The sequence below is a fragment of the Pseudomonas sp. D1HM genome (assembly GCF_019266105.1).
Lineage (GTDB): Bacteria > Pseudomonadota > Gammaproteobacteria > Pseudomonadales > Pseudomonadaceae > Aquipseudomonas > Aquipseudomonas taetrolens.
The window spans coordinates 85,667-108,173 of the sequence record NZ_LRMN01000004.1 but is presented as its reverse complement, the minus strand read 5'-3'; the positions used below and the strand labels follow the sequence as shown (position 1 = coordinate 108,173).

The following is a 22,507-nucleotide window of genomic DNA, read 5'->3' as shown; positions in this document are numbered from 1 at the left end:
AGATTTTACGCAGAGGGCATCCCGGCATGGATGCCGGGCTACAGAGTGCCTACAGGGAATGCAGGCAACGGTTAAAGCTTGACCGAGGACCGGGCTGGCTTGCCCTTGGTTTGCAGCAAGTGCGAAAACACCGCGTGCAGGTCATCAGATGCGCTTTCTTCGTCAAGGTTGAGCTTGCTGTCGATGTGATCCATATGGTGCATCATCAGGTTCACTGCCAGGGTGACATCCCGTGCTTCGATGGCATCGATCAGTTGCATGTGCTCGTCGTAAGAACAATGTGAGCGGTTGCCACTTTCATACTGGGCAATGATCAACGACGTTTGCGACACCAGGCTGCGCTGAAAGCTGATCAGAGGGGCATTTTTTGCCGCTTCCGCCAACTTCAGGTGGAACTCGCCCGAGAGCCTGATCCCGGCCCCGCGGTCGCCGCGCGAAAAGCTGTCGCGCTCTTCCTGCACCATTTTTCGCAGTTCCGCGAGGTCTTCGGCAGTCGCATGCACGACGGACAGTTCGGTGATGGCCCGTTCAACCAGGCGTCTAGCCAAAAATACCTGGCGCGCCTCTTCGACGCTCGGGCTCGCTACCACCGCACCGCGGTTGGGGCGCAACAGCACAACACCTTCATGGGCCAGGCGCGACAGGGCACGACGAATGATGGTGCGACTGACTCCAAAGATTTCTCCCAGCGCTTCTTCGCTCAATTTTGTGCCAGGTGCCAGACGCTGTTCGAGAATCGCCTCGAAAATATGTGCGTAGACGATATCGTCCTGGGTTCCACTGCGGCCGGCCTTACCGGCACGGGATTGTTTCTTGAGAGGCTGCAACTGTTCGTTCATGGTCACTCGTGTGGGGAAGCTGCGGCGAATAAGGCGTTACGTTAATACGTTAACGGGCGTCGCGTGCAAACAATTAATGCAAAAAAACATGACGCATTGTACACAAGCCAGAGTGCCAGTACGACTGTACGGTCATTTGCGACCCCGGCTGTATCGCAATGAAATATGAACTTTGCGTTTAGGCTGACGCCCTGTTCATGCATCTTCAAAGAACACCCTTTTAGAACAAGTTAGAACAAGGAAGACCGCTCCATGACCGACGTGACTCAACCGCGCCTGCATCCGTTGGCGGACTCTTCGCCTTCGGCAGTAGTCGCAGGCTTCATTGCGATGATGACCGGCTACACCAGTTCACTGGTGCTGATGTTCCAGGCCGGCCAGGCAGCAGGCCTCACCAGCGGTCAAATCTCATCGTGGATCTGGGCGTTGTCCATCGGCATGGCTGTTTGCAGCATAGGCCTGTCATTGCGATATCGCACTCCCATCACCATTGCCTGGTCGACACCGGGAGCAGCGTTGCTGATCACCAGCCTGGGCGGAGTCAGTTATGGCGAGGCGATCGGCGCCTACATCACCTGCGCCGTACTGGTGATTATCTGCGGCATGACCGGTAGTTTCGAGCGTCTGGTCAAGCGCATCCCGGCCTCTCTGGCTGCCGCCTTGCTGGCCGGCATCCTGTTCAAGATCGGCAGCGAGATCTTCGTCGCCGCCCAGCATCGCACCGGGCTGGTCATCGGGATGTTTTTCACTTATCTGATCGTCAAGCGCCTGTCGCCACGCTACGCGGTGCTGGCGGCATTACTGATCGGTACATTGCTCTCGGGCCTGCTGGGCCTGCTGGATTTCAGTGGCTTCGCACTGGAGGTGGCTGTTCCGGTATGGACCACACCTTCGTTCTCGCTGGCAGCCACCATCAGCATCGGTATCCCGCTGTTTGTGGTCGCCATGACGTCGCAAAACATGCCGGGCATCGCCGTTCTCAGGGCCGATGGCTATAACGTACCGGCATCGCCATTGATCACCACCACCGGCGTGGCCTCGCTGTTGCTCGCTCCTTTCGGCTCCCACGGGATCAATCTGGCCGCCATCAGCGCGGCGATCTGTACGGGGCCACACGCCCACGAAGACCCTAAAAAGCGCTACACCGCGGCCATGTGGTGCGGCATTTTCTATGGCTTTGCCGGCATCTTTGGCGCCACCCTGGCGGCGTTGTTCGCCGCGCTGCCCAAAGAACTGGTGCTGTCGATCGCCGCACTGGCCCTGTTCGGCTCGATCATCAACGGCCTGAGCATTGCCATGAGTGAAGCCAGGGAGCGTGAAGCCGCACTGGTTACTTTCATGGTCACGGCTTCCGGCATGACACTGTTCTCGGTCGGCTCGGCGTTCTGGGGGATTGTCGCTGGCGTGCTGACCTTGATGATCCTGAACTGGAAAACACGCTAAGCAAACCGCAGGCTCAGATCGCCATCGCCCCGCCATCAACCGCCAGGGCGTGACCGGTGGTGAACGCAGCACCATCGGAACATAAATACAGTACGGCACTGGCCACTTCCTCGACCGTGCCGATACGCCCGACCGGATGCACTGCTGCGGCATAGTCGGCCTTGCGTGGATCCAGTTCATACGCACGGCGGAACATATCGGTATCGATGACTGCCGGGCACACGGCGTTAACCCGGATACGCTTTTTCGCATACTCGATGGCGGCCGAGCGGGTCAGGCCAATCACAGCATGCTTGGATGCCGAGTAGATACTCATTTTCGGCGCCGCTCCCAACCCTGCCACAGACGCCGTATTGACGATCGCCCCACCGCCCTGAGCCAGCATCAGCGGTAGCTGATATTTCATGCACAACCAGACGCCTTTCACATTCACGCCCATGATCGCGTCAAATTCATCCTGAGTTCCATCGGCCAAGCGGCCGTGCTCAATCTCAATCCCTGCGTTGTTGAATGCATAATCGAGCCGACCATACAGGTTGATGGTTTCTGCCATTAACCGCCTGACCTCAGCCTCCAGGGTCACGTCGCACTGCATGAAAACTGCCGTGCCGCCTGCTGCCATGATCTGCTCTGCGGTACCCACGCCACCTGCTGCGTCCAGGTCAGCGACAACCACCTTCAACCCTTGCGCTGCAAACGCCAACGCTGCTGCGCGCCCGATACCGGCTCCTGCGCCAGTGACCACCGCCACATGCCCTGCAAACGTCATAGTCATTATTCTTATCCTCAGAAGGTAATGGCGCTTAGCCTTGTGCTTATCTATAGAAGTGATAAAGGCATGCATACCAACATCACTAATATTGATAAATATCCATTTCAGTTGGCTCATTCACTTGCCCTGAACCTGAAGAGGGTTTATCAACAGGCATCACTTCCTGAAGAGTTATTGCAATGACTGACCAGACAAACCGCCAATTCCTGCTCGCCAAACGTCCAGTCGGCGCAGCAACCCGCGATACGTTCACTTACCAGCAAGTTCCCGTCGTCCAGCCCAAAGACGGCCAGATACTGGTCGAGAACCAATTCCTCTCCCTCGACCCGGCCATGCGCGGCTGGATGAATGAAGGCAAGTCCTACATTCCGCCCGTCGGTCTTGGCGAGGTCATGCGAGCCTTGGGCGTCGGGAAAGTCATCGCATCCGCTCACCCAGGCTTTGCGACAGGCGACTACGTAAACGGCGCGCTGGGCGTACAGGATTATTTCGTAGGCGAGCCTAGAGGCTTCTACAAAGTCGACCCGACACTCGCCCCCCTCCCGGTATATTTGTCCGCCCTGGGCATGACCGGCATGACCGCCTATTTCGCACTGCTGGAAGTCGGCGCCCCCAAAGCTGGAGAAACAGTGGTCATTTCCGGTGCCGCCGGCGCTGTTGGCAGCATTGCCGGACAAATTGCCAAGTTGAAAGGCTGTCGCGTGGTGGGTATCGCCGGCGGAAAAGAGAAGTGCTCACTGCTCAAAGAAGAACTGGGCTTTGACGGGGTGATTGATTACAAAAGCGAAGACGTGATTGCTGGCCTCAAGCGCGAATGCCCTGAAGGCGTCGACGTGTACTTCGACAACGTGGGAGGCGATATTCTTGATGCCGTCCTCAGCCGTCTGAACTTCAAGGCGCGTGTGGTGATTTGTGGTGCCATCAGCCAGTACAACAACAAGGAGGCCGTAAAAGGCCCGGCCAACTATCTGTCGCTGTTGGTGAATCGCGCACGCATGGAAGGTTTTGTGGTGATGGACTACCCCGATCGGTATGCCGAGGCCGGGCAAGAAATGGCGGGCTGGCTGGCCAAGGGTCAATTGAAAAGCAAGGAGCATATTGTCGAAGGGCTGGAAACCTTCCCCGAAACCCTGATGAAGCTGTTCAACGGGGAAAACTTCGGGAAGTTGATCCTGAAGGTGTAACCCCTGGACAACATGAGAGAGCGGCATTGCGCTGCTCTCTCAAGCTCCAGGCGTTTACGCCAGCTCAGCGACCACAGCAGCCAGCGCCTTGGCCGGATCAGCCGCCTGACTGATCGGACGGCCGATCACCAGGTAGTCAGAGCCGGCATCCAGCGCCTGACGCGGAGTCAGTATGCGACGCTGATCATCCAGGGAGCTGCCCGCCGGGCGAATCCCCGGGGTCACCAGTTGCAGGCCCGGATGTGCGCTTTTCAGCGCTTGTGCTTCCAGGGCCGAGCACACCAGTCCATCCATGCCGGCCTTCTGCGCCAGCGCAGCCAGACGCAGCACTTGCTCCTGGGGTTCGATATCCAGGCCAATCCCCGCCAGGTCTTCGCGCTCCATGCTGGTCAGCACGGTCACACCGATCAGCAACGGCTGAGGACCGGTACGCTGGTCGAGCACTTCACGGCACGCAGCCATCATGCGCAACCCGCCCGAGCAATGAACGTTAACCATCCACACACCCATTTCGGCAGCGGCTTTCACAGCCATGGCCGTGGTATTGGGAATGTCGTGAAACTTGAGATCCAGAAACACATCAAAACCCTTGTCGCGCAATGTGCCGACAATTTCCGATGCACAACTGGTGAACAATTCTTTACCCACTTTGACGCGGCACAGCTTTGGGTCCAATTGATCAGCCAGCTTCAGTGCGGCGTCACGCGTCGGGAAATCCAGGGCGACGATAATAGGAGTCTGGCAGTCGGACATTAGCGGGTTCTCAGGCTGGTCGAAATCGGCGCGCATTGTAGCGGAACATGCTACCTGCCGGCACCCGATGATCGCAATTTAGAGATTTTAGTCACTTTGTGACGCTTCACGGACACAACTGGACAAGCATCACCCCGCTGGAACCACTACACTGTTGTTTGTTCGAAGAAGGTATAGAGACACCGTGACTCACTGCGCAAAATCCTTGCTCAGTGTTTACCCATCAAGGAGAGAACATAATGCCCTGGTATGCCTGGTTAATTTTGATTGTTGCGATCGGTGGCATCGTAGGCGGGCTGATGACCCTGCGTGACACTGCCAACAAAGTTGAACTTACTGACGAGCAACGCAAGCGTGTCGCTGAACGGAACGCTGAGATGGACGCCAAGGACTCGGATGACCGGTAATACCCACCGCTGATCAAAGCATCCGGCGGGCGGGTTACCGAGGATGGTCTCTACGCACAACTTCGTGCAAACCCTGTCCCGCACAAGCCTGCAGCCTTCCATGCCAACCCCGGGGCTTACCCGCAGCGCTTGATCTGCCCGCCCGGGCTTTGAATAGGGGCAGCCGATACATTGCGCAGTACGGCAATGTCGAAATGGCCGTTCCCAACCACCGTATTTTCGACATGTCGCATTCAGCTAGTCTTCCTTGACGGCCCACTTTACTATCCCACCACGATTCGGCCCATAACAAGGCCTACGTCTACGTTGAGCGCAATCCATTGCCTCCCGCATGGCATGTATGTTCTCAAAAACAAAAAAATATCCTGCTGAGCGGGCGGCCAAGAAAAATGAAGACTGAGTACTCAATAGAAACAGCAATGATCACGCTCCTGATCATTGCCCTGTTCTTGATATTTTCTACGCTCTTCAAGCACAAAATAGAACAAGCAGAAACTCAGCATGCCTACAAATTCATTAATGGCATGCGCGGGTTGGCGGCCATCTTTGTCGTCGTTAACCATGCACCGTTCATGCTTGCCAACATGGGCATCAAGAACGAAGTATTTTCTTCATGGGGATGGATATATGCCAACCTGGGTTCTTTTGGCGTGCAAATCTTTTTTTGCATCACCGGGTTCTTGTTCTTCGACAAAATAATGAAATCACCCGCTATAAAGTGGGAGCACTTCTTTGAGTCACGCGTCCGCCGCGTCGCACCTCTTTATTACTTCGCCTCATTAATCGTGTTTTTGATAGCGTGTTTTTTCTCCAGCACCGACATCTTTACCAAGGATACGTTAATGACGGTCGCAGGGCTCTTGACCTTCAGCTTTCTGGATAACCCGTCCAAAATCGGTGACATCGCATTAACGCCTTTAAACTCTGTTACCTGGACACTCATTCACGAATGGCGTTTTTATGCCGTGTTGCCACTCGTCGCGTTAACTTACAAGTCCAGGTACAACAAGCTGGTTCTCCTGATCGCCATGCTATTGGCTGCCATTGACCTGGGTACCAGTGCGATCGTCTGCTGGGCCTATTTCCTGACAGGTATCATCGCAGCCATCCTCCACAAAAACGCTCATTACAAACGCCCGCCAGCATGGCTACTGTCCATCAGTGCCTTATGCATATTCCTGCTCACATCCGGAATCACCGAGAGCCAAGGATATGGTTACGTCAGATTCTTACTGACCTCCGCATTCTTCTTATGCATAACGATTGCAAACCCTAAAATACTCCATGCGCAGTGCTTGAACCGCCTGAGCGACATTAGCTACAGCATTTACCTTATGCATTTGCCGGTACTGTATTTAACGTTCAAGGCCGCCGCTCTGTATTTTGATCTGAGCCATATCTCCAGACTGACATTCTGGTCTATCAACTTGGCTGCCATTCCTCTCATCACCTTCGTTTCAGTGCTCACTTATGTTCATATTGAAAAACGCTTCATGAGCCAGAAGAAACCGGCCCCCTCGGTACCTTCTGCCACCAAGGCCGAGTACGGCGTTTAAAAAAAAAGGCCAGTCAAATCAATGACTGGCCTTTTTGGCATGGTGACACTTCAGTTCACGGCCACCTTATCGCGGTTCTTCTCATAGATGGCTTTGCCTACCCCTTTGACCTCCAGCAACTCATCTGCCGAAGCAAAGTCACCATTAGCCTCACGGTAAGCCACTATCGCCCTGGCTTTGGCAGCCCCAACGCCAGTGAGCTCACGCTGTAGCGTCGCCTCATCGGCTGTATTGAGATTAATCGTCACTACCTGAGCATCAGGTGCGAGTTGTGCAGCCACCAGGGACTCAACATGATCTGCCGGTGAAGCAGCATGAACCACACTGGAAATACCGACTATCAAAGCCAAAAAGATCGAAGAAAGAAAGGCAGTACGCATAAGTGACACTCCAATACATCGTTAAGTGGAAACAGCTTTCCTGAGCTGTATTTCAAACCTAGGCGATGACTGGAGCGTGTCAAAAATCAGTGCATTGCAGGGTGTGTAATCAAGAGGGTTCAGAACGACGCTGCTGGTAGATCCAGTCGACTATTTCACCTTCTGGTGCATAACCACTGACCGTGTCCCGCAACAGTTGTCTGACCCGGGCATAGTCATCCTCATCAACCGCATCGAGCAAACTGGCCAGGCGCTCCTTGAGGACCTCCCAAGACAACATGTCTTCATTGGCACTCATGATCATCGGGTGCCGGGTGGCCACTACGTTGTCACCAATCAGCAACTCTTCGTAAAGCTTTTCACCGGGGCGCAAGCCGGTAAACTCGATCTCGATATCACCGTGCAGGTTTTTATCTGAACGAACACTCAGGCCTGAAAGGTGAATCATCTTCTCTGCCAGTTCGACGATGCGCACCGGCTCCCCCATGTCCAGCACAAACACGTCACCGCCCTGCCCCATGGAGCCTGCCTGAATGACCAGTTGTGCCGCCTCGGGAATGGTCATGAAGTAACGTGTAATTTTAGGATGCGTAACCGTCAGCGGCCCACCAGCCTTTATTTGCTTATGGAACAGCGGAATCACAGAACCGGATGACCCCAGCACATTGCCGAAACGCACCATGGTGAACCGCGTTTTATTGACCCGTGAGATATTCGCCTTGTCGCCAAACAACACCGGAGCCACTTCGCAGCTCAGTGCCTGAAGCGTCATTTCGGCCAAACGCTTGGTGCTGCCCATCACATTGGTGGGCCGAACAGCCTTGTCGGTAGAGATCAATACAAAGTTCGCCACGCCCGACTGCAAGGCGGCCTGAGCGGTATTGAGCGTACCCATGACATTATTCAGAACGCCTTCGGCGATGTTGTGCTCAACCATGGGCACATGCTTGTAGGCCGCGGCGTGATAGACGGTGTCTACATGCCAGGTCTTCATGACATCCAGCAATTTGTGCGCATTACGTACCGAGCCCAAAATCGGCAGCACTTTCACTGACAGCGACTCACGATTAACACGCTGCTCCAGCTCGGAAAGAATGCTGTAAAGATTGAACTCACTGTGCTCATACAACAGCAGCGTGGTGGGTTTGAGCACCAGAATCTGCCGACACAGTTCAGAGCCGATGGAACCACCTGCACCCGTGACCAGGACACACTGGCCCTGGATGCAGTGTTCAAGCAATTCGTCTTGCGCAGGAACCGCATCACGACCCAGCAAGTCGGCAATGTCCACTTCCTGAATATCGTCGACCTTGACCCTGCCGCTGGCCAGATCCATAAAACCGGGGACACTGCGAACGTGCAGCGGGAAACCTTCAAGCAAACCCAGAATCTCGCGGCGACGACCACGAGATGAGGAAGGGATCGCCAAAAGAAGCTCTTGCGCTCCGGTACGGTCGATCATTTTCTGTATGTCTTCAGGCTTGAAAACCTGCAAGCCGGAAATGACGCGATCCGCAATGCTTTCATCATCATCAATGAAGGCCACAGGACGCATCAGCCGCCCCATGCGCAATGCCGCGACCAACTGGTTTCCCGCAGCGCCGGCACCATAGATCGCAACACGTGACAGCCTGTCATCGCGACTGGTGAACGGCACATGCTGAGCGGCTGCAAACCAGTCGCCCAGGAAATACTGGCGCATGGCTAGACGCAAGCCGCCGAGCATGATCAGGCTCAACCACCAGTAGTTAAAAATAATTGAGCGCGGGACAACGTTATCAGGCGTGCTGTACCAGTACATCACAACAGCCAGGATCAATGAAGACAAGCTGACGGCCTTGATGATCACAACCAGCGCGTCGTTGCCAAAGTAGCGCATCACGGCACGGTACATGCCAAAACGGACAAAGAGCGGAATAGCGATAACGGGTGCACAGATGAATAACCACAAGTGCAACTTGAGTGGATTGACCATATCGTCAACACCCAGCCGTACGACAAATGCAAACCACAGTGCAAGCCAGACCAATACAACGTCTGTTGCGACCTGAATAACCCGCTTTTGCTGCCGCGAGAGACTGAGTAAATATGCGCGAATCCTATCCATAAATCCTTATCACACCTAGACCGCTCTTATAAACCATCAACCCCTCACACCTCAGGGCCAATTCATTATCGCAAGGTGGCACCTCACGCCAATGTTGCGTCCTGAACGACTTGACTCAAGACGCTGCATGTCAAATTCATCTCTTGCTCAGTCAACGTAGGATGAACCAAGAACATCATACTCGTCTCGCCCAGCTCTTTGGCATGCTGGAGACGTTGTGCAGGGCGCCAGTCGGTATTGTCGAATGCCTTCTCAAGATAGACTTCAGAGCACGATCCTGAAAAGGCAGGCACTCCACGTGAAACCATTTCATTGAGAATGCGATCGCGGGTCCAGTCGGCTTTCAGCAACTCAGGACGAACAAAGACGTAGCATTTATAAGCGGCATGTACATCGCTGGCCGGAATGACAGGCACACGCAGTGCGGGTAACTGCGATGCCGCACTCCAGATACGCTGGGCGTTATTCAAGCGAGTTGCCTGCCACTCTTGCATCCGGCGTAGTTGAATGCGGCCAATGACGGCTTGAACTTCCAGCATCCTCCAATTCGTGCCGAAGCTTTCATGCAGCCAGCGAAAACCCGGGGCATGCTCACGCTCATAAACGGCCTCCCAGCTCTTACCGTGATCCTTATAAGCCCACATATCAGCCCAGAGCTGACGATCATTCGTGGTGACCATTCCACCTTCGCCCCCAGTGGTCATGATTTTGTCCTGACAGAATGACCACGCACCGATATGACCGATGGAACCCACCGGGCGGCCTTTGTAATAAGCACCATGTGCCTGGGCGCAATCTTCGATGACTTTCAGCCCGTGAGTGTCGGCCAACGCCATGATCGGGTCCATGTCACATGGCCAGCCAGCCAGGTGTACACAGATCAGCGCTTTGGTTCGAGGCGTCAATACCGCACTAATGGTTTCGGCGGTGAAGTTCTGCGAGTCAAGATCCACATCGGCAAACACAGGAATCGCACCCGCGTTGACAATACTCGAAACCGAAGCCAGGAACGTTCGAGAGGTCACAATCACCTCATCCCCCGCACCTATGCCCAACGCTTTAATCGCCACGTCCAGCGCAACGGTCCCGTTGGCCAAGGCCACCGCATGCTCCGTACCCGACCAGGCGGCAAACTCCCGTTCAAAGCTGCGTGCCTCCTGCCCTGTCCAATAATTGACCTTGTTGGATAAAATCACGTCGCGAACAGCGTCTGCCTCTTCTTCAGTGAAAGATGGCCACGGAGAAAACGGGGTGTTAAGCACGATCGAGTACCCTTGATTAAAATTAGAATAAAAACTTACCCGTACCCATCAACAATATCTCTGACGTTATCTAACGCCAGTTACTGCTGTTAGTCTGCCAAAACCTTGGCCGGGACACCCGCAACCGTCAATTCATCAGCAATGTCACTCACCACTGCCGCTCCTGCCCCGACTACGACTTTAGAGCCTATGTTGATCGACTGCCTGACACTCGCTCCGATTCCGATCCAGCTGAGATGGCCGACACGCACTGAGCCTGCCAGCCTGGCCCCCGGGCTGAGGTGTACGCACTCACCCAGATAGCAGTCATGATCAACACTGCAGCCGGTGTTGAGAATAGTACCAGCGCTGACGATCGCACCTGTATTGACAACCACTCCGCCAAAAGCCACGACGCCTTCGCCAAGACTAGCGTAGCGACTGATTGTTGCTGCCGGATGAATCAGTGAAATCAACGGAGCGCCTGCGTCATTCAAAGCACCCATTTTTGCAGAACGAATTTCGTTATTTCCAATGGCCACAATCACGCCACCAAACTCATGCAGACGTCCCAACAAATCAGCCGTATTACCGGTCACATTCCAAATGCCGACCTGCTGTGTGGAGGGCCAATCATCATCGAAAAACTCAATTTCACTCCAGCCGCAACACTCAGCAGTGTCAGCGACCACTCTGGAATGCCCTCCAGCTCCCAGAATGGCGAGTTTTCGGGTCTTGGCGCCCCCAGTAAACTTTGTCATGGTCGCTTCACCAGCAGCATTTATGCCTTCACGTATAAATACCTTTTTGAGCGTGAGGGCAATAATTTTCAAATCCAGCCAGAACGATTGGTTATCGACATACCAATTATCGTACTGAAATTTTTGCTCCCAACTAATTGCGTTTCGTCCGTTGACTTGTGCCCAGCCAGTTATGCCTGGCTTCACGTCATGACGTCGTGCTTGTTCAGCGCTGTAAAGTGGCAGGTACTCGACAAGTAGCGGTCGAGGGCCGACCAGACTCATATCACCCTTTAAAACATTCCAAAGGCCAGGCAACTCATCCAGGCTGCTTGAACGTAAAAAAGAACCAAATGGAGTTAAACGCTCCGCGTCAGGCAGTGGATTACCCTGACTGTCAACAGCATCTCTCATGGTTCTGAACTTCAGCATTTCGAAGGGAACACCCTTCAGCCCGGGTCGGACTTGCCTGAAAAGAACAGGACTGCCTAATTTCCGGCGAACGGCCCACGCCAATAATGCAATGATCGGAGACAGCAGTAACAGACCGAAAAAAGAAGCCGTCATATCAAATAAACGTTTAATCAAGACCCAGCTCCTGTAAATAAAAATCTTTCATTCGAACACGGTGAGCGGCTTGATCAAAACGCTCAGCAATTCGCGAGCGGGCAAATTCTCCCAACGCCTCGAGTTCTACCTTAGGCGTAACCATCGCTTGCGCCATTGCCACTTGAAGCGCATAGGCATCTTTGGAAGGAACGACCCAGCCGTTCAATCCTGGCTCAATGATCTCGTTACTCCCACTGATATTGGTCACGACAGACGGCTTGCCCAGCGCACCGGCTTGTAATACCACATTCGGAAAACCTTCCCTGTAACTTGGCAGAACAAGAACATTCGAGGTTGCCAGTGCTACACGAATATCCGCCTGGAAACCGAGCACATGGATCCTGTCATGGTCCCTGAACAACTGGAGAGTGGCATCATCCACAGGAGCCGCTGAATCCAGGCCTCCGACCAGTATCAAGCGGGCCGTATCAGGCAGCGCTTTAAATGCAAGCCCCAATTCCTTCAGGCCTTTATCTCTATTCAATCGTCCGACATAACAAAAAACAAAATCGGTACTCGCTATGTTCAGCGCCGCCACCAACGCTCGGGATTTGTCATCCACCTCATCAATGCCAGGTCGAAAATAATCCAAGTCCACACCGGCAATATTCCCATGGCCGATAACATCCAGTGGTTTGCGGGTAATACTGTACTCGACCAGGTCTTTTTTAACCCCCTGGCCCTCCGGAACAATCCGGGTGGCACAAAAGCATATTAAACGGTCAATATTAATAAGGAGCTTTTGTTTAACACCCGTTTGCGTTGGAAAAATAAGACCGGTAAATGTATGGACCCGAACAGGTACCCTGCAAAGAAAACCGGCAACCATCGCAACCATGCCGGCCTTGGGCGTATAGGAATGTACAACGTCAGGCTTGAGTTTGCGCAGCAGACGACACATGGCGAAAATTGAAACCAAATCACGAAACGGACTCATTCCACGCTGCATCGTTACTTCATGAACCGGGACACCTTCGCGGGCAGACAGTTTTTGCATCTCGCCTGCGCCGGAACTGGCCAAGTGCACTTTAAATGACTGGTTCAAAAAGCCGGGTTGAGTGGCCAGGATGGTCATCAACGTCTCAGGCACGGTGGTCACTATAAGCAACGTTTTATCTTTCATCATTCAATCCAGAAGCACCCCGTAAACCATTGGTTTTCCGTCAGGATGTATAAATTTCGTGCCATACGTTGACGATTTCTGTGAGGGAGTAGTTTTGAATAATTCGAGCTCTCGCCGCCGCGCCCAATTTAATCTTTTCATCCGGTGAAAGCAGCAATGCGTTTTTCATGGCGACCCCCAAAGCGACAGGATCTTTGATCGGCACCAAGTAACCACAGTCACCGACAACCTCCTTCACACCGCCGCAGTCCGTGGCCACCACGACCTTCTCCGTAGCCATCGCTTCGGCCACTACCAGGCCAAAGCCTTCCCAGGCAGAAGACAGAACGTACATATCCGCCGCGTTATAAATCTTCGCAACGTCCGATCTCACGCCGAGAAAACTGATTTTGTTGGCGAGTTTCAATCTGCCTACAAGATCAAGGATTTTTTGCTTTTCGATTCCGTCACCAACGATCCATAACCTGACATTGTCAGACTCCCTGGCTACATCATTAAAGGCATGCACAAGGTTTTCATAATCTTTGGCGGGCATCAGGCGACCGACTGCCAGGATCACGCGGTCATCTTCAGAGACGCCGTTCTCCTCCCTGATCACGAAACGAGCCTGCGAATCAGGCTTGTATACCTCGGTATCAATCCCGTTCGATATAGCCCGCATTGTCCCTACCGGACAGGCTTTTTTCTGCTCAAATACCCTGACGGCTTCCTGCGTGACGTTGGTCGTCACATCTGCCAGCCCGTGCGTCAATCGATAAGCCAGCATTCGAGCCTGACCACCCTCGTTAGTATTGTGTGCCGTGTTGATCAATTTATTGATCGGACAAATAAGTCGTACCATGCGCGAAAATAAATTGGCATGCACCATGTGTGCGTGAACGACATCAGGCGCAAACGCTTTAATAATGGCTCGCAGCCTGACGATCCCTTTCACAAACCCCGAAGCCGACTTTTCAAGTCCCACTCCCAGTAATTCAACGCTGTCATGTTTAGGTCGTAACAGTACCGGTTCAACCAGATAACAAATTTTGACGGTGTGTCCCTGCCCGGCAAATTGATCAGCCAGGTCGAGTACCTGTCTTTCGGCGCCACCGACACCGAGTCCGGTGATGATATAGAGTATTTTCATGTCAGCTCTTTCTTCCCTTCAACACGCCAAACACTCGACATTGAACATATCGAACGAGGCACTTGACCTTCCTGGTCAAACTTTTTTCGCGCCCTATCTGGTGTTTATAATACACACCAAAACCACGCGGGTTACGCCGTAGATTCTGAGCAAAATTCGCGGAATATCCATCTTCCAGATACTCACACAAATAAATGATCTTATGATCAAAATACTGGATGCTACCTTCGTCCGAAAGTCTGTTCCAGATTAATAGTTCCGGTACAAACTTCTCGCCTTCGAAGGTAGGAAAAGGATGCTTGAGCATTGCCTCGCGCCTGAATATATAGGCAAGGTCCCCCTGGTATAAGGCGGCCGCTTCTGTCGGGCTCGCAGGCTCCGCAAGGCGCGGCGCAGTGATCACATGCCCTACCATATTTCCTGCCAGGTCAGCCTTCCGATAGCAATAGCCGACGCTGTTTTCTCTTGTGCTGTCTTTCACATCGCTCAAGAACATGTCGATGGCGTCAGGTGGCAGCGCATCATCGCTGTCGACCAAAAAAATCCACTCGCGCCCGGCCAGACCAACACCGGTATTGATGGCCACGTGCTTGCCCGAGTTACGCTGTTCCACAACCCGCACGGGGAAAGTGGCGGTCTGTTGAAAATCATCCAGAAGGGCTTTGCTGTTGTCGGTACTGCCGTCGTCCACCACGACCCACTCGAACTGCTTGTTGGTTTGACGCTCTAAACTTTCATATAACCTGGCCAAGGTATAAGCACGATTATAAGTCGCCGTCAGGACAGTGATCATACACGCACACCCGCTTGTTTTATTTTTATCGCCAACATGATCAACGACACAGAAAACAGCACTTCCGATATCACAAAGCCGTACACAATACCCTCCAGTGCAAACCAGTAAGACAAGAGCGCTGCCAGCAACAGGGAGAACATTGAAAACAGCATTAACATCCCGCTGAGGACTTTATCTTTACCCAAGGGCATGAACACGGTCAGACCCAGCGCCTGATTCATCATTCGGAATGGAATGATCAAGACAAATAAATGCAGTATGCCGATCGCCTGCTCGAACCCTGGCCCCAGCATCATCTGGATCAGAAATTCCCCTAACGCGTAGATAATACCGGCCCCAATAACACCCAGTATAAATATTACCGCCACGATCACACTGGAAAGCTTAAGGTTCATCGACGTGGACTGCAGTAACTTCCGGCTCAGGTAGGGATATAACCCAATCAAAACGGGACTCACCAACCCGACAGACGCCTTTATGATTTTTTCGGCGGGTGCAAACTTTGCCACTGCGGCCTGCCCGCACATGACACCTACCAAGGCAGGCCCGGCACTGAGCATAATGTTATTCGAGCTTTTATAAATAAAACTGTGGAACCCGCTTTTGACCTGCTCGACCCCGGCCCTGACATTGAACCTGAAGCCTCCCACCACTGTATAGGCGAGGTAGAAGCCGACCAGTGTATTCACCAATGCAAAGCTGGACATGATCATGAGTGCGCTGTTCGCATCCGCAGGCCCAGAGATGAACAGATACAACCCCAAGAGGCAGACAAATCTCAAGCACACTTCAAATATGATGATAAATGAAATTCTTTCCAGCCCCTGAAACAGCCAGACATTACTAAAACCAAACGCAAAAAAGTACAGGTAGCCCCAAACAATCGCCTGAGCATCGAGCCCGGTCTGAAAAAGTGCCAGCACGACACCTGCAACGGCGCCCATTGTCAGTGACAGCAGTAACTTTGCAGAAATTACACCACTGTAAATACGGGCGAGTCGAGGCTTGTCGTTGGCACATAATGCCACCTGCCTTGCACCACTCAACGAAAAACCATATTCCACCACCAGCGAACACAAAAGCGCCGTGGTTTGAATCAGTAAAATCTGTCCATACTTTTCAACCCCCAGCGCTTTTGCCAATATTGGAATTTCCAGTATGGGAATCAAGTAGCTGACCAACTGAGCAATGAACAGCAAGCTCACATTTTTGAACTGCAAAATCATATTACGCACCCAACTGATACTTTAATTCCGGATCGTCGATCGTCATGCGTTGCGACATCACCGACAGTGCAGAAACCATGACAATCCAGATACCCCATTCCGAAAGCTCTGTGCTGAAGGGATGAAGCATGAGTAACAGGATGTACCCCGCCACCCCTCCAAATGCAGCCACTGCATAGGCGAGGTCTCGCGCTGGTTTGTACTTGAGCGCGCTGTATTTATACAGCCGGGTGAAAAAGAAGAGCACGGGGGAGAACATCAGAATGGCCAACCCCATCAAGCCCCCCAAACCCAAATCGCCCACTGAGGACAGGTAGGCGTTATGGACAACCATCACGCCCCCCTCCACATCCGATACTGTTGTACCAAATCCACATCCCAGCGGCAGGCACTCCAACGAATGTGCAACGCCATCAACCAGCATTTGCATTCGCACCGGATCTCCGGCAGCCAGTCGATCCAGAACCAGCGGTGCGTCATCAGGATTCATGGATGTGAAACCGCCACTGTACAGCAGCAGGCCTAATATTCCGGCACAGACACATACGATAAACGCACCCACAACCGTTTTGGGCCGGGTGTAGAGCCCCAACAGCCCCATCAGAAAGACGACCAGTGCAAAAATGATAAAGCCTGTTCGACTTGAGTCTGCGATCAATAAATAAAACCCGATTATAAAAGCGGTGACCGCTATTTTTTTAGCCCGCCCATCAAACAGCATCCCTACGATCACAAACCCGATAAAAAAGGCGCAGGTTTTCCACAGGACACCCGGAAAAGCAAAAAGGCTACCCTGCCTTCCATCACCCAGTACGACATAAAAGGCTGGCACCGCGTACTTTGACATGAGAAAGAACAGCAGCCCCACACACAGAACGGTCACACTGATAGCATAAAACTGTCTTCCTTCCAGGTGCTGGGCGTGAATATAAATACATACAAAAATAGCGGCCACACAGCATATTTTCACACCCTGATACAGCGTCGCCACATCGCTATTCATGATCGCACTGAGTACAAATGACATGACCACCATGAAGAAACCTGCCAGATAGGTAAACAGTTCGGGACTGACTCTAAAACTGAATACGCACCCCTTGGAGGCATACCCGAAAATTCCCACCAGGCACCAAATAGCCCAATATCCCGCAGGACTGATCAGCGAACGTATGTCCCCCAGCGCGACAAGAATACATGCGCACAATACAACGCAGTACGAAGTTGCATTACTTTTCAAACCCGCCCTCCCGAGCCACTAGCCTCATCATAACTATCCGGCATCAAAAGGTGGCCGCACAATGGCAGAACAACGCTTGAATGCATATACAATGTTCGTTCTAGCTTGATAAACAAGGTGCATTTTTATCTTTATCACTGAGCAGGTAATGTTCCAGCCTTGGCCATTTAATCCCCAACAACTGGTCCTTCCAAAACACACTGCACTCAGCCTCTTTATTATAGTAACGGGTGGTCTTGTAGTTCACACAGGTCTCATCCTCAAGGGCCAGAAAACCATGGGCAAACCCCTCAGGAATCCACAGCATCTTTTTATTCCTGGCATTCAATTCAAGTGCAAACCATTTCCCATAGGTGTCTGAGTTCGAGCGAAGGTCCACAGCCACATCAAATGCAGCGCCTCGAGTGACACTTACCAGCTTTCCCTGTGCATGAGGTTCACGTTGATAATGCAAGCCGCGCAACACCCCTTTCCTTGAGCAGGATTGATTATCCTGAACAAACGATTCCGGTGCCGGAATACCCAAATCCTGCAAACCCTTGCTAAAACAGCGCTGGTTGAAACTCTCCATAAACCAGCCCCGCTCATCGACAAAAGTACGAGGCTCAATGACAACTACGCCGGGAAGATTCGTCGCCAAGAATTTCACAAGCCGGCACGCTCAGACAAAAGCCGGGACAAGTAGCATCCATACCCTGTCTGCTTCAGCTTTTCAGCCTGCTCGGCCAGTTGCTCGGGTGTGATCCAGCCGTTATTGAAGGCTATTTCCTCGAGGCAGGCGACTTTCAAGCCTTGACGCTGCTCAATGGTGCGCACAAAAGAACTCGCTTCCAGTAATGATTCGTGTGTGCCCGTGTCTAGCCAGGCAAATCCACGCCCAAGTACTTCAACGGTCAACTGCTCGCGCTGAAGGTAAATACAGTTCAGGTCTGTGATTTCAAGCTCGCCACGCAAAGAGGGTTTTATACGCTTGGCGAGGTCGACCACTTTGTTATCGTAGAAATATAAACCGACAATGGCAAAATTCGATTTTGGTGAGACAGGCTTTTCTTCAATACTCAACACACGGCCTGAACTGTCGAACTCAACGACCCCAAAACGCTCAGGCTCAGACACGTGGTAACCGAATACCGTCGCACCTTCGGCTTGAGACATGGCGGCCCGCAGATTGTCCGAAAAATGATGACCGTAGAAAATATTGTCACCCAGGATCAAGCAGACCGGATCGGTACCAATGAACGCTTCCCCGATAATAAATGCCTGGGCCAACCCATCGGGACTCGGCTGTTCAGCATAGCTCAGCTCAATACCGTACTGACTGCCATCACCCAGCAACTTTTTGAAGCTGGGCAAATCATCAGGCGTTGAAATGATCAGGATTTGACGTATTCCTGCCAGCATCAGTACCGAGAGCGGGTAGAAGATCATGGGCTTGTCGTAGATCGGCAGCATCTGTTTGGACACACCCATGGTGAGCGGGTACAGACGCGTACCTGAACCGCCGGCGAGGATAATGCCTTTACGGTTTAATATAGCCATGGTGTGTGTTTTACCTCAATTGAGCGGGTACAAACCCTGTTACGACAGACAACAGGTTGGAGGGAGGGGCATCTGGAAAACACGCTACCGCCCCAGGATTTATCGTTGATTTCCTGAGAACGGTTCCGTGCAGATTACCCTGACAAGGTGACCGGTTAACGACAGGCAATCCTCGCTAGCGGCAAGCTGATCTGCTGCTGACGGCTCATCAGATTGATAAGCAGAATGACCCGCTCTTCACCCTCCATTGTCATGAATATCGACTCAATGCCTGCGAAGCCTTGATCCAGGATCGTGACTTTGTCACCCGGACTGAACGTAGAAATGACCTGTGATTGTGCACGCCCCTGCAACTGGTGAATCAACTCGTGACTGACAGCCAATGGACGGCCACCGAAAGCAACCACACGGGCTACACCGCGGGTTGAGCGCAACGGGGCCCAATTTGCACCGTGTGGCATATGAATAAACAAGTAGCCAGGGAACAGGGACTCCTGGACACATTGCACCTGTCCGCGCAAAGTTTTCTCACGGCGGCAGGCAGGACGTGAACAGACATACCCTTGGCGCACAAGGTTCTCCTCGGCACGTTCGTCCTGTTTGGGCTTGCATTGCACCAGATACCAATCGCGAGATCCGGATGCGGCAGACGCCTGGGTGAGCTCGGAGCTTGTCATGTATATAGGCAGCTCATTAATGGTTCTTCCGTGTTTTATCATCATGCCAGGCAGCGGGTGCGTTCGGAGGGCTGTCACACTGAATCGAAGCGAGCTTTCAACCCGCCGAAAGCAATGACCGACGAAGTCATTTTGAGTTCGATGTCGCCCTCACAGTTCATTTGCAAAGGCTCATTTGCTGTATTCGCTGCACCCGAAACAATGCCAATCACATCCTGTTGATCTGCATGAGCGCAATATCCACTCACGGGGTAATGCCTGCTCGAATGATACAGCCCTCGCCTTCCAATTCAACAAAACCTCCTCCCGCCCGTGCTTTTGTGTGGCGACATCTGGCTGGCAGGAATTTCAGTTTTCGCCTGAACCCTTCGACAGTACAACCGGGCCAACGGGCTGAGGGCCGGCAGCACGGCTGGCCATAAAGTGCCTGACCAAAGCGATCAACACACCTGCAAACATTCCCAGAAACAACCCCAGCACGACAATCAAGACTTTTTTGGGCTTACTCGGTTCCATAGGCTCCAGCGCCCTGCGATCGACCGCCACCAACTTGATGTTGCTGGTATCGAGACTGCCCACATTGCCCAAACGCACAACCTCGGCACGCAGGGGTTGCACGCCACTTAGAAAAAGATCCTCATTCTGACGCTGCTTGAGCACTTCAACCTCACGATTGCTTTGCAACAACTGCAGTTCGTGGGCAATTTTGGCGATACGGGCTTCAGTGAAATCATCGGTTTTACGGTTCTGCAAAGCAGTGCGCTCTGCTTCCAGCGCATCAACCCCCATGAAGTACAAGGGCGTCTGCTGATTGTTGATTTCCGTACGCATGACATTAGTGTTGCCAGCGTCAGGCGTCCCACGCAGGGCCAAAGGTGTGGTCGGTTTTTGAATGCCCAGGGATTTGGCAATACCGATCGCCTCATTCAACTCGGCTATGCGATCGAATCGTCCGATCTTGAGCTGCTGACGTAACGCCTTGAGCTCGTCCTGCAGTTGCGCACGTTTTATATTGTCCGATTCGAGCAAGGTCGCAATTTGCGCGCTTTTTTCTGACTCGTAATTTGAACGCGCTGCGTCAATTTTGCCCTTCAGCTCAGTCAAACGATTATTGACAATAACCTTAAGGTCAGCGGCAATTTGTTTTTGCTCAGCATCCACAGCGTAATCTACAAAACCGTTGAGAATCTGAACGCCATCAACGCCCTCGGGATAGCTCAACTCCAGGCCGATAAAAGCACTGAGAGAATCGGCTTTATTGGGATCAGGAAGAATAAGTTTCAAGGATGAGCGGTTGAAGTGCTCAAAGCTTTGCTCCAGCGTTCGGCCCGGGTGCTCGAACTGGCTGAACAGCGCCTGGTTAGCCCTGAAAAAGCCCAGCCGCGTGTCGTAGGACTCAAGGGAAGCACCTACCTTCAACAAGGCTTCACTCGGCGGCAGGGTATATACGCCGGAACGGTTGAGCGCATCCAGTTCGTTGATCGCAGCCGGACGGATAACGCTGCTCACCTGATATTCAGGCGTCACTAACGATGCATAACCCCAGACAACAAGGCCACACAGCATCGACGCCGTAATGATGATTTTTTTTTGCAGCCAGACAGCCCGGAGCAGAGCAACAAAATCAACGCCGTCAGAGGCTGCGCCGTGGGGGATACGAGAAAAACTGCTCATCTAGACCTGCTAACGGGAATATGCTGCGGACTTGTAATGCAGGGATTTTCATATACTGGTAACCACTTACCAATAGACATATGCATCCATGCACACCTAAAGAAGTATATGAACAATTAGCAGCCGGATTCAGCCTGAATTTTGCCAGTACTGGCCGACAATACAAAGCCGCACTTTGCGTAGGAAAATTTACCGCATCTAGAATGCTTCTGCAGCAAACTTGCCGTCAATTACCGAACGCGCACCCCGCAGCATGAGCATTTCAAGCCACGTCATTCATCGCCAGCGTTTATTCACCCTCCCCTGTTAGCCAGTCGGCACAAGCCCGGGAGGACGCCCTACGGTTGAAGCAAGTTACGCTTTAATCTGGCCGCTTTTCGCCTGTAGGCTACGAACCCCATGACAGGCCCGATCACCATGCCAATCAGGAGCGCAGCGATAAAGAACAGCGATGCAGGCAATTCTGCTGAGCGCCACCCCATAAACATCAAGGAGGTCGGCTGCTGGTTCTCGAGGATAAAAACCACCACCCCGAAAAGCACGATAAGGGCAAATACCACCAGCATTGCTCGCTTAAAATTACGCATCAACAACTCCTTATTCCTTAAGGGTTAAACGTCTTCTTCCTCATCTTCATTCACTCGATCGCGGAGCTCTTTGCCCGGCTTGAAATGAGGAACAAATTTACCATCGAGGCTTACAGACTGGCCGGTTTTCGGATTCCGACCTACCCGAGGTGCTCGGTAGTGCAGCGAGAAGCTGCCAAAGCCGCGGATCTCAATTCGATCTCCGGTCGCCAGGCACTGTGACATTTGCTCAAGCATGGTCTTGATAGCCAGCTCAACATCCTTGGATGAGAGTAGCCCTTGATGGGTGACAATTCGTTCGATCAACTCCGACTTCGTCATATTTTTCCCTTCTTTTTCAAGCAGCTAGATCAGCGCTTCAAAGGTTTTAGCATGATCGAATGACTTTGAACAGCCCAGGATTTGACTTATCTTTTCACACATCACGGCAAGAGCCGGCATCCAACAAGGGACATGAAACAACTATGGCCAATGGATATCAGCCCGCT

Annotated in this window: 21 protein-coding genes and 2 pseudogenes; 4 read left to right on the top strand and 19 right to left on the bottom strand. The window is 52.6% G+C overall.

Annotated features, from left to right (window positions below; genetic code table 11):
* Positions 1–71: 71 nt before the first annotated feature.
* Positions 72–839, bottom strand: coding sequence for a GntR family transcriptional regulator (locus tag AWM69_RS06815; protein WP_048382554.1), 768 nt, complete (start codon positions 837–839; stop codon positions 72–74).
* Between the two features lie 252 nt (positions 840–1,091).
* Here AWM69_RS06815 and AWM69_RS06810 point away from each other — a divergent pair, with 252 nt between their 5' ends.
* On the top strand, positions 1,092–2,282 hold the full coding sequence (locus AWM69_RS06810) for a benzoate/H(+) symporter BenE family transporter (RefSeq protein ID WP_218726063.1): 1,191 nt from the start codon (positions 1,092–1,094) through the stop codon (positions 2,280–2,282).
* Positions 2,283–2,295: 13 nt separating this feature from the next.
* On the opposite strand, the gene AWM69_RS06805 is transcribed toward AWM69_RS06810, so the two are convergent.
* Positions 2,296–3,057 (bottom strand): SDR family oxidoreductase, encoded by a 762-nt coding sequence (locus AWM69_RS06805; protein WP_218726062.1) that lies wholly within the window; start codon positions 3,055–3,057, stop codon positions 2,296–2,298.
* 176 nt (positions 3,058–3,233) lie between these two features.
* Between AWM69_RS06805 and AWM69_RS06800 the strand changes: the two genes are divergently transcribed.
* A complete protein-coding gene (locus AWM69_RS06800; protein ID WP_218726061.1) occupies positions 3,234–4,238 on the top strand; it encodes an NADP-dependent oxidoreductase in 1,005 nt (334 codons plus the stop codon).
* Between the two features lie 54 nt (positions 4,239–4,292).
* Here AWM69_RS06800 and pyrF read toward each other — a convergent pair whose 3' ends face one another.
* Positions 4,293–4,991: an orotidine-5'-phosphate decarboxylase gene (pyrF, locus tag AWM69_RS06795; protein WP_048382550.1), complete on the bottom strand. Its 699-nt coding sequence runs from the start codon at positions 4,989–4,991 to the stop codon at positions 4,293–4,295.
* Between the two features lie 239 nt (positions 4,992–5,230).
* On the opposite strand from pyrF, the gene AWM69_RS06790 reads away from it, so the two are divergent.
* Positions 5,231–5,398: a DUF2897 family protein gene (locus AWM69_RS06790; RefSeq protein ID WP_074702889.1), complete on the top strand. Its 168-nt coding sequence runs from the start codon at positions 5,231–5,233 to the stop codon at positions 5,396–5,398.
* Between the two features lie 419 nt (positions 5,399–5,817).
* Entirely contained in the window at positions 5,818–6,954 is a 1,137-nt protein-coding gene (locus AWM69_RS06785) for an acyltransferase (protein ID WP_218726060.1), read from the top strand.
* A gap of 50 nt (positions 6,955–7,004) precedes the next feature.
* Here the strand turns inward: AWM69_RS06785 and AWM69_RS06780 are convergent, their stop codons facing one another.
* From AWM69_RS06780 to ihfB, 16 genes and pseudogenes are all read right to left on the bottom strand, one after another.
* Positions 7,005–7,334 carry a helix-hairpin-helix domain-containing protein gene (locus AWM69_RS06780; protein ID WP_048382548.1) on the bottom strand — a complete coding sequence of 110 codons (330 nt, stop codon included), beginning with the start codon at positions 7,332–7,334 and terminating at the stop codon, positions 7,005–7,007.
* 109 nt (positions 7,335–7,443) lie between these two features.
* A complete protein-coding gene (locus AWM69_RS06775) occupies positions 7,444–9,441 on the bottom strand; it encodes a nucleoside-diphosphate sugar epimerase/dehydratase (protein WP_218726059.1) in 1,998 nt (665 codons plus the stop codon).
* An 83-nt stretch (positions 9,442–9,524) separates the two neighbouring features.
* Positions 9,525–10,703, bottom strand: a complete 1,179-nt coding sequence (locus tag AWM69_RS06770; protein WP_048382546.1) for a DegT/DnrJ/EryC1/StrS aminotransferase family protein — start codon at positions 10,701–10,703, stop codon at positions 9,525–9,527.
* A gap of 89 nt (positions 10,704–10,792) precedes the next feature.
* A pseudogene (locus AWM69_RS22800) lies at positions 10,793–11,398 on the bottom strand (NeuD/PglB/VioB family sugar acetyltransferase); the annotation flags it as partial.
* A 24-nt stretch (positions 11,399–11,422) separates the two neighbouring features.
* Positions 11,423–12,010: pseudogene (locus AWM69_RS22795) on the bottom strand (sugar transferase); the annotation flags it as partial.
* Positions 12,003–13,154, bottom strand: a complete 1,152-nt coding sequence (locus AWM69_RS06760; RefSeq protein WP_131653106.1) for a glycosyltransferase family 4 protein — start codon at positions 13,152–13,154, stop codon at positions 12,003–12,005. The gene AWM69_RS06760 and the pseudogene AWM69_RS22795, both read right to left, overlap by 8 nt.
* A 40-nt stretch (positions 13,155–13,194) precedes the next feature.
* Positions 13,195–14,283 carry a glycosyltransferase gene (locus AWM69_RS06755; protein WP_218726058.1) on the bottom strand — a complete coding sequence of 363 codons (1,089 nt, stop codon included), beginning with the start codon at positions 14,281–14,283 and terminating at the stop codon, positions 13,195–13,197.
* 1 nt (position 14,284) lies between these two features.
* Entirely contained in the window at positions 14,285–15,076 is a 792-nt protein-coding gene (locus tag AWM69_RS06750; protein ID WP_218726057.1) for a glycosyltransferase family A protein, read from the bottom strand.
* Positions 15,073–16,305, bottom strand: coding sequence for an oligosaccharide flippase family protein (locus AWM69_RS06745; protein WP_218726056.1), 1,233 nt, complete (start codon positions 16,303–16,305; stop codon positions 15,073–15,075). Before AWM69_RS06745 ends, AWM69_RS06750 begins: the two co-directional genes overlap by 4 nt.
* Position 16,306: 1 nt before the next feature.
* A complete protein-coding gene (locus AWM69_RS06740) occupies positions 16,307–17,542 on the bottom strand; it encodes a hypothetical protein (protein ID WP_218726055.1) in 1,236 nt (411 codons plus the stop codon).
* Between the two features lie 100 nt (positions 17,543–17,642).
* Positions 17,643–18,191, bottom strand: coding sequence for a dTDP-4-dehydrorhamnose 3,5-epimerase (gene rfbC / locus AWM69_RS06735; protein WP_131653111.1), 549 nt, complete (start codon positions 18,189–18,191; stop codon positions 17,643–17,645).
* A complete protein-coding gene (gene rfbA / locus AWM69_RS06730) occupies positions 18,188–19,081 on the bottom strand; it encodes a glucose-1-phosphate thymidylyltransferase RfbA (protein WP_218726054.1) in 894 nt (297 codons plus the stop codon). The genes rfbC and rfbA overlap by 4 nt, the downstream gene beginning before the upstream one ends.
* A gap of 155 nt (positions 19,082–19,236) precedes the next feature.
* The gene (gene rfaH / locus AWM69_RS06725; RefSeq protein ID WP_218726053.1) at positions 19,237–19,758 is read right to left on the bottom strand and encodes a transcription/translation regulatory transformer protein RfaH; all 522 of its coding nucleotides are present in this window, start codon (positions 19,756–19,758) and stop codon (positions 19,237–19,239) included.
* A gap of 348 nt (positions 19,759–20,106) precedes the next feature.
* The gene (locus tag AWM69_RS06720) at positions 20,107–21,432 is read right to left on the bottom strand and encodes a GNVR domain-containing protein (protein WP_218726052.1); all 1,326 of its coding nucleotides are present in this window, start codon (positions 21,430–21,432) and stop codon (positions 20,107–20,109) included.
* Between the two features lie 338 nt (positions 21,433–21,770).
* A complete protein-coding gene (locus tag AWM69_RS06715; protein ID WP_131653114.1) occupies positions 21,771–22,019 on the bottom strand; it encodes a lipopolysaccharide assembly protein LapA domain-containing protein in 249 nt (82 codons plus the stop codon).
* A 24-nt stretch (positions 22,020–22,043) separates the two neighbouring features.
* Complete coding sequence (gene ihfB / locus AWM69_RS06710; protein ID WP_048382534.1) at positions 22,044–22,340, bottom strand: integration host factor subunit beta; 297 nt, start codon at positions 22,338–22,340, stop codon at positions 22,044–22,046.
* Positions 22,341–22,507 lie beyond the last annotated feature (167 nt).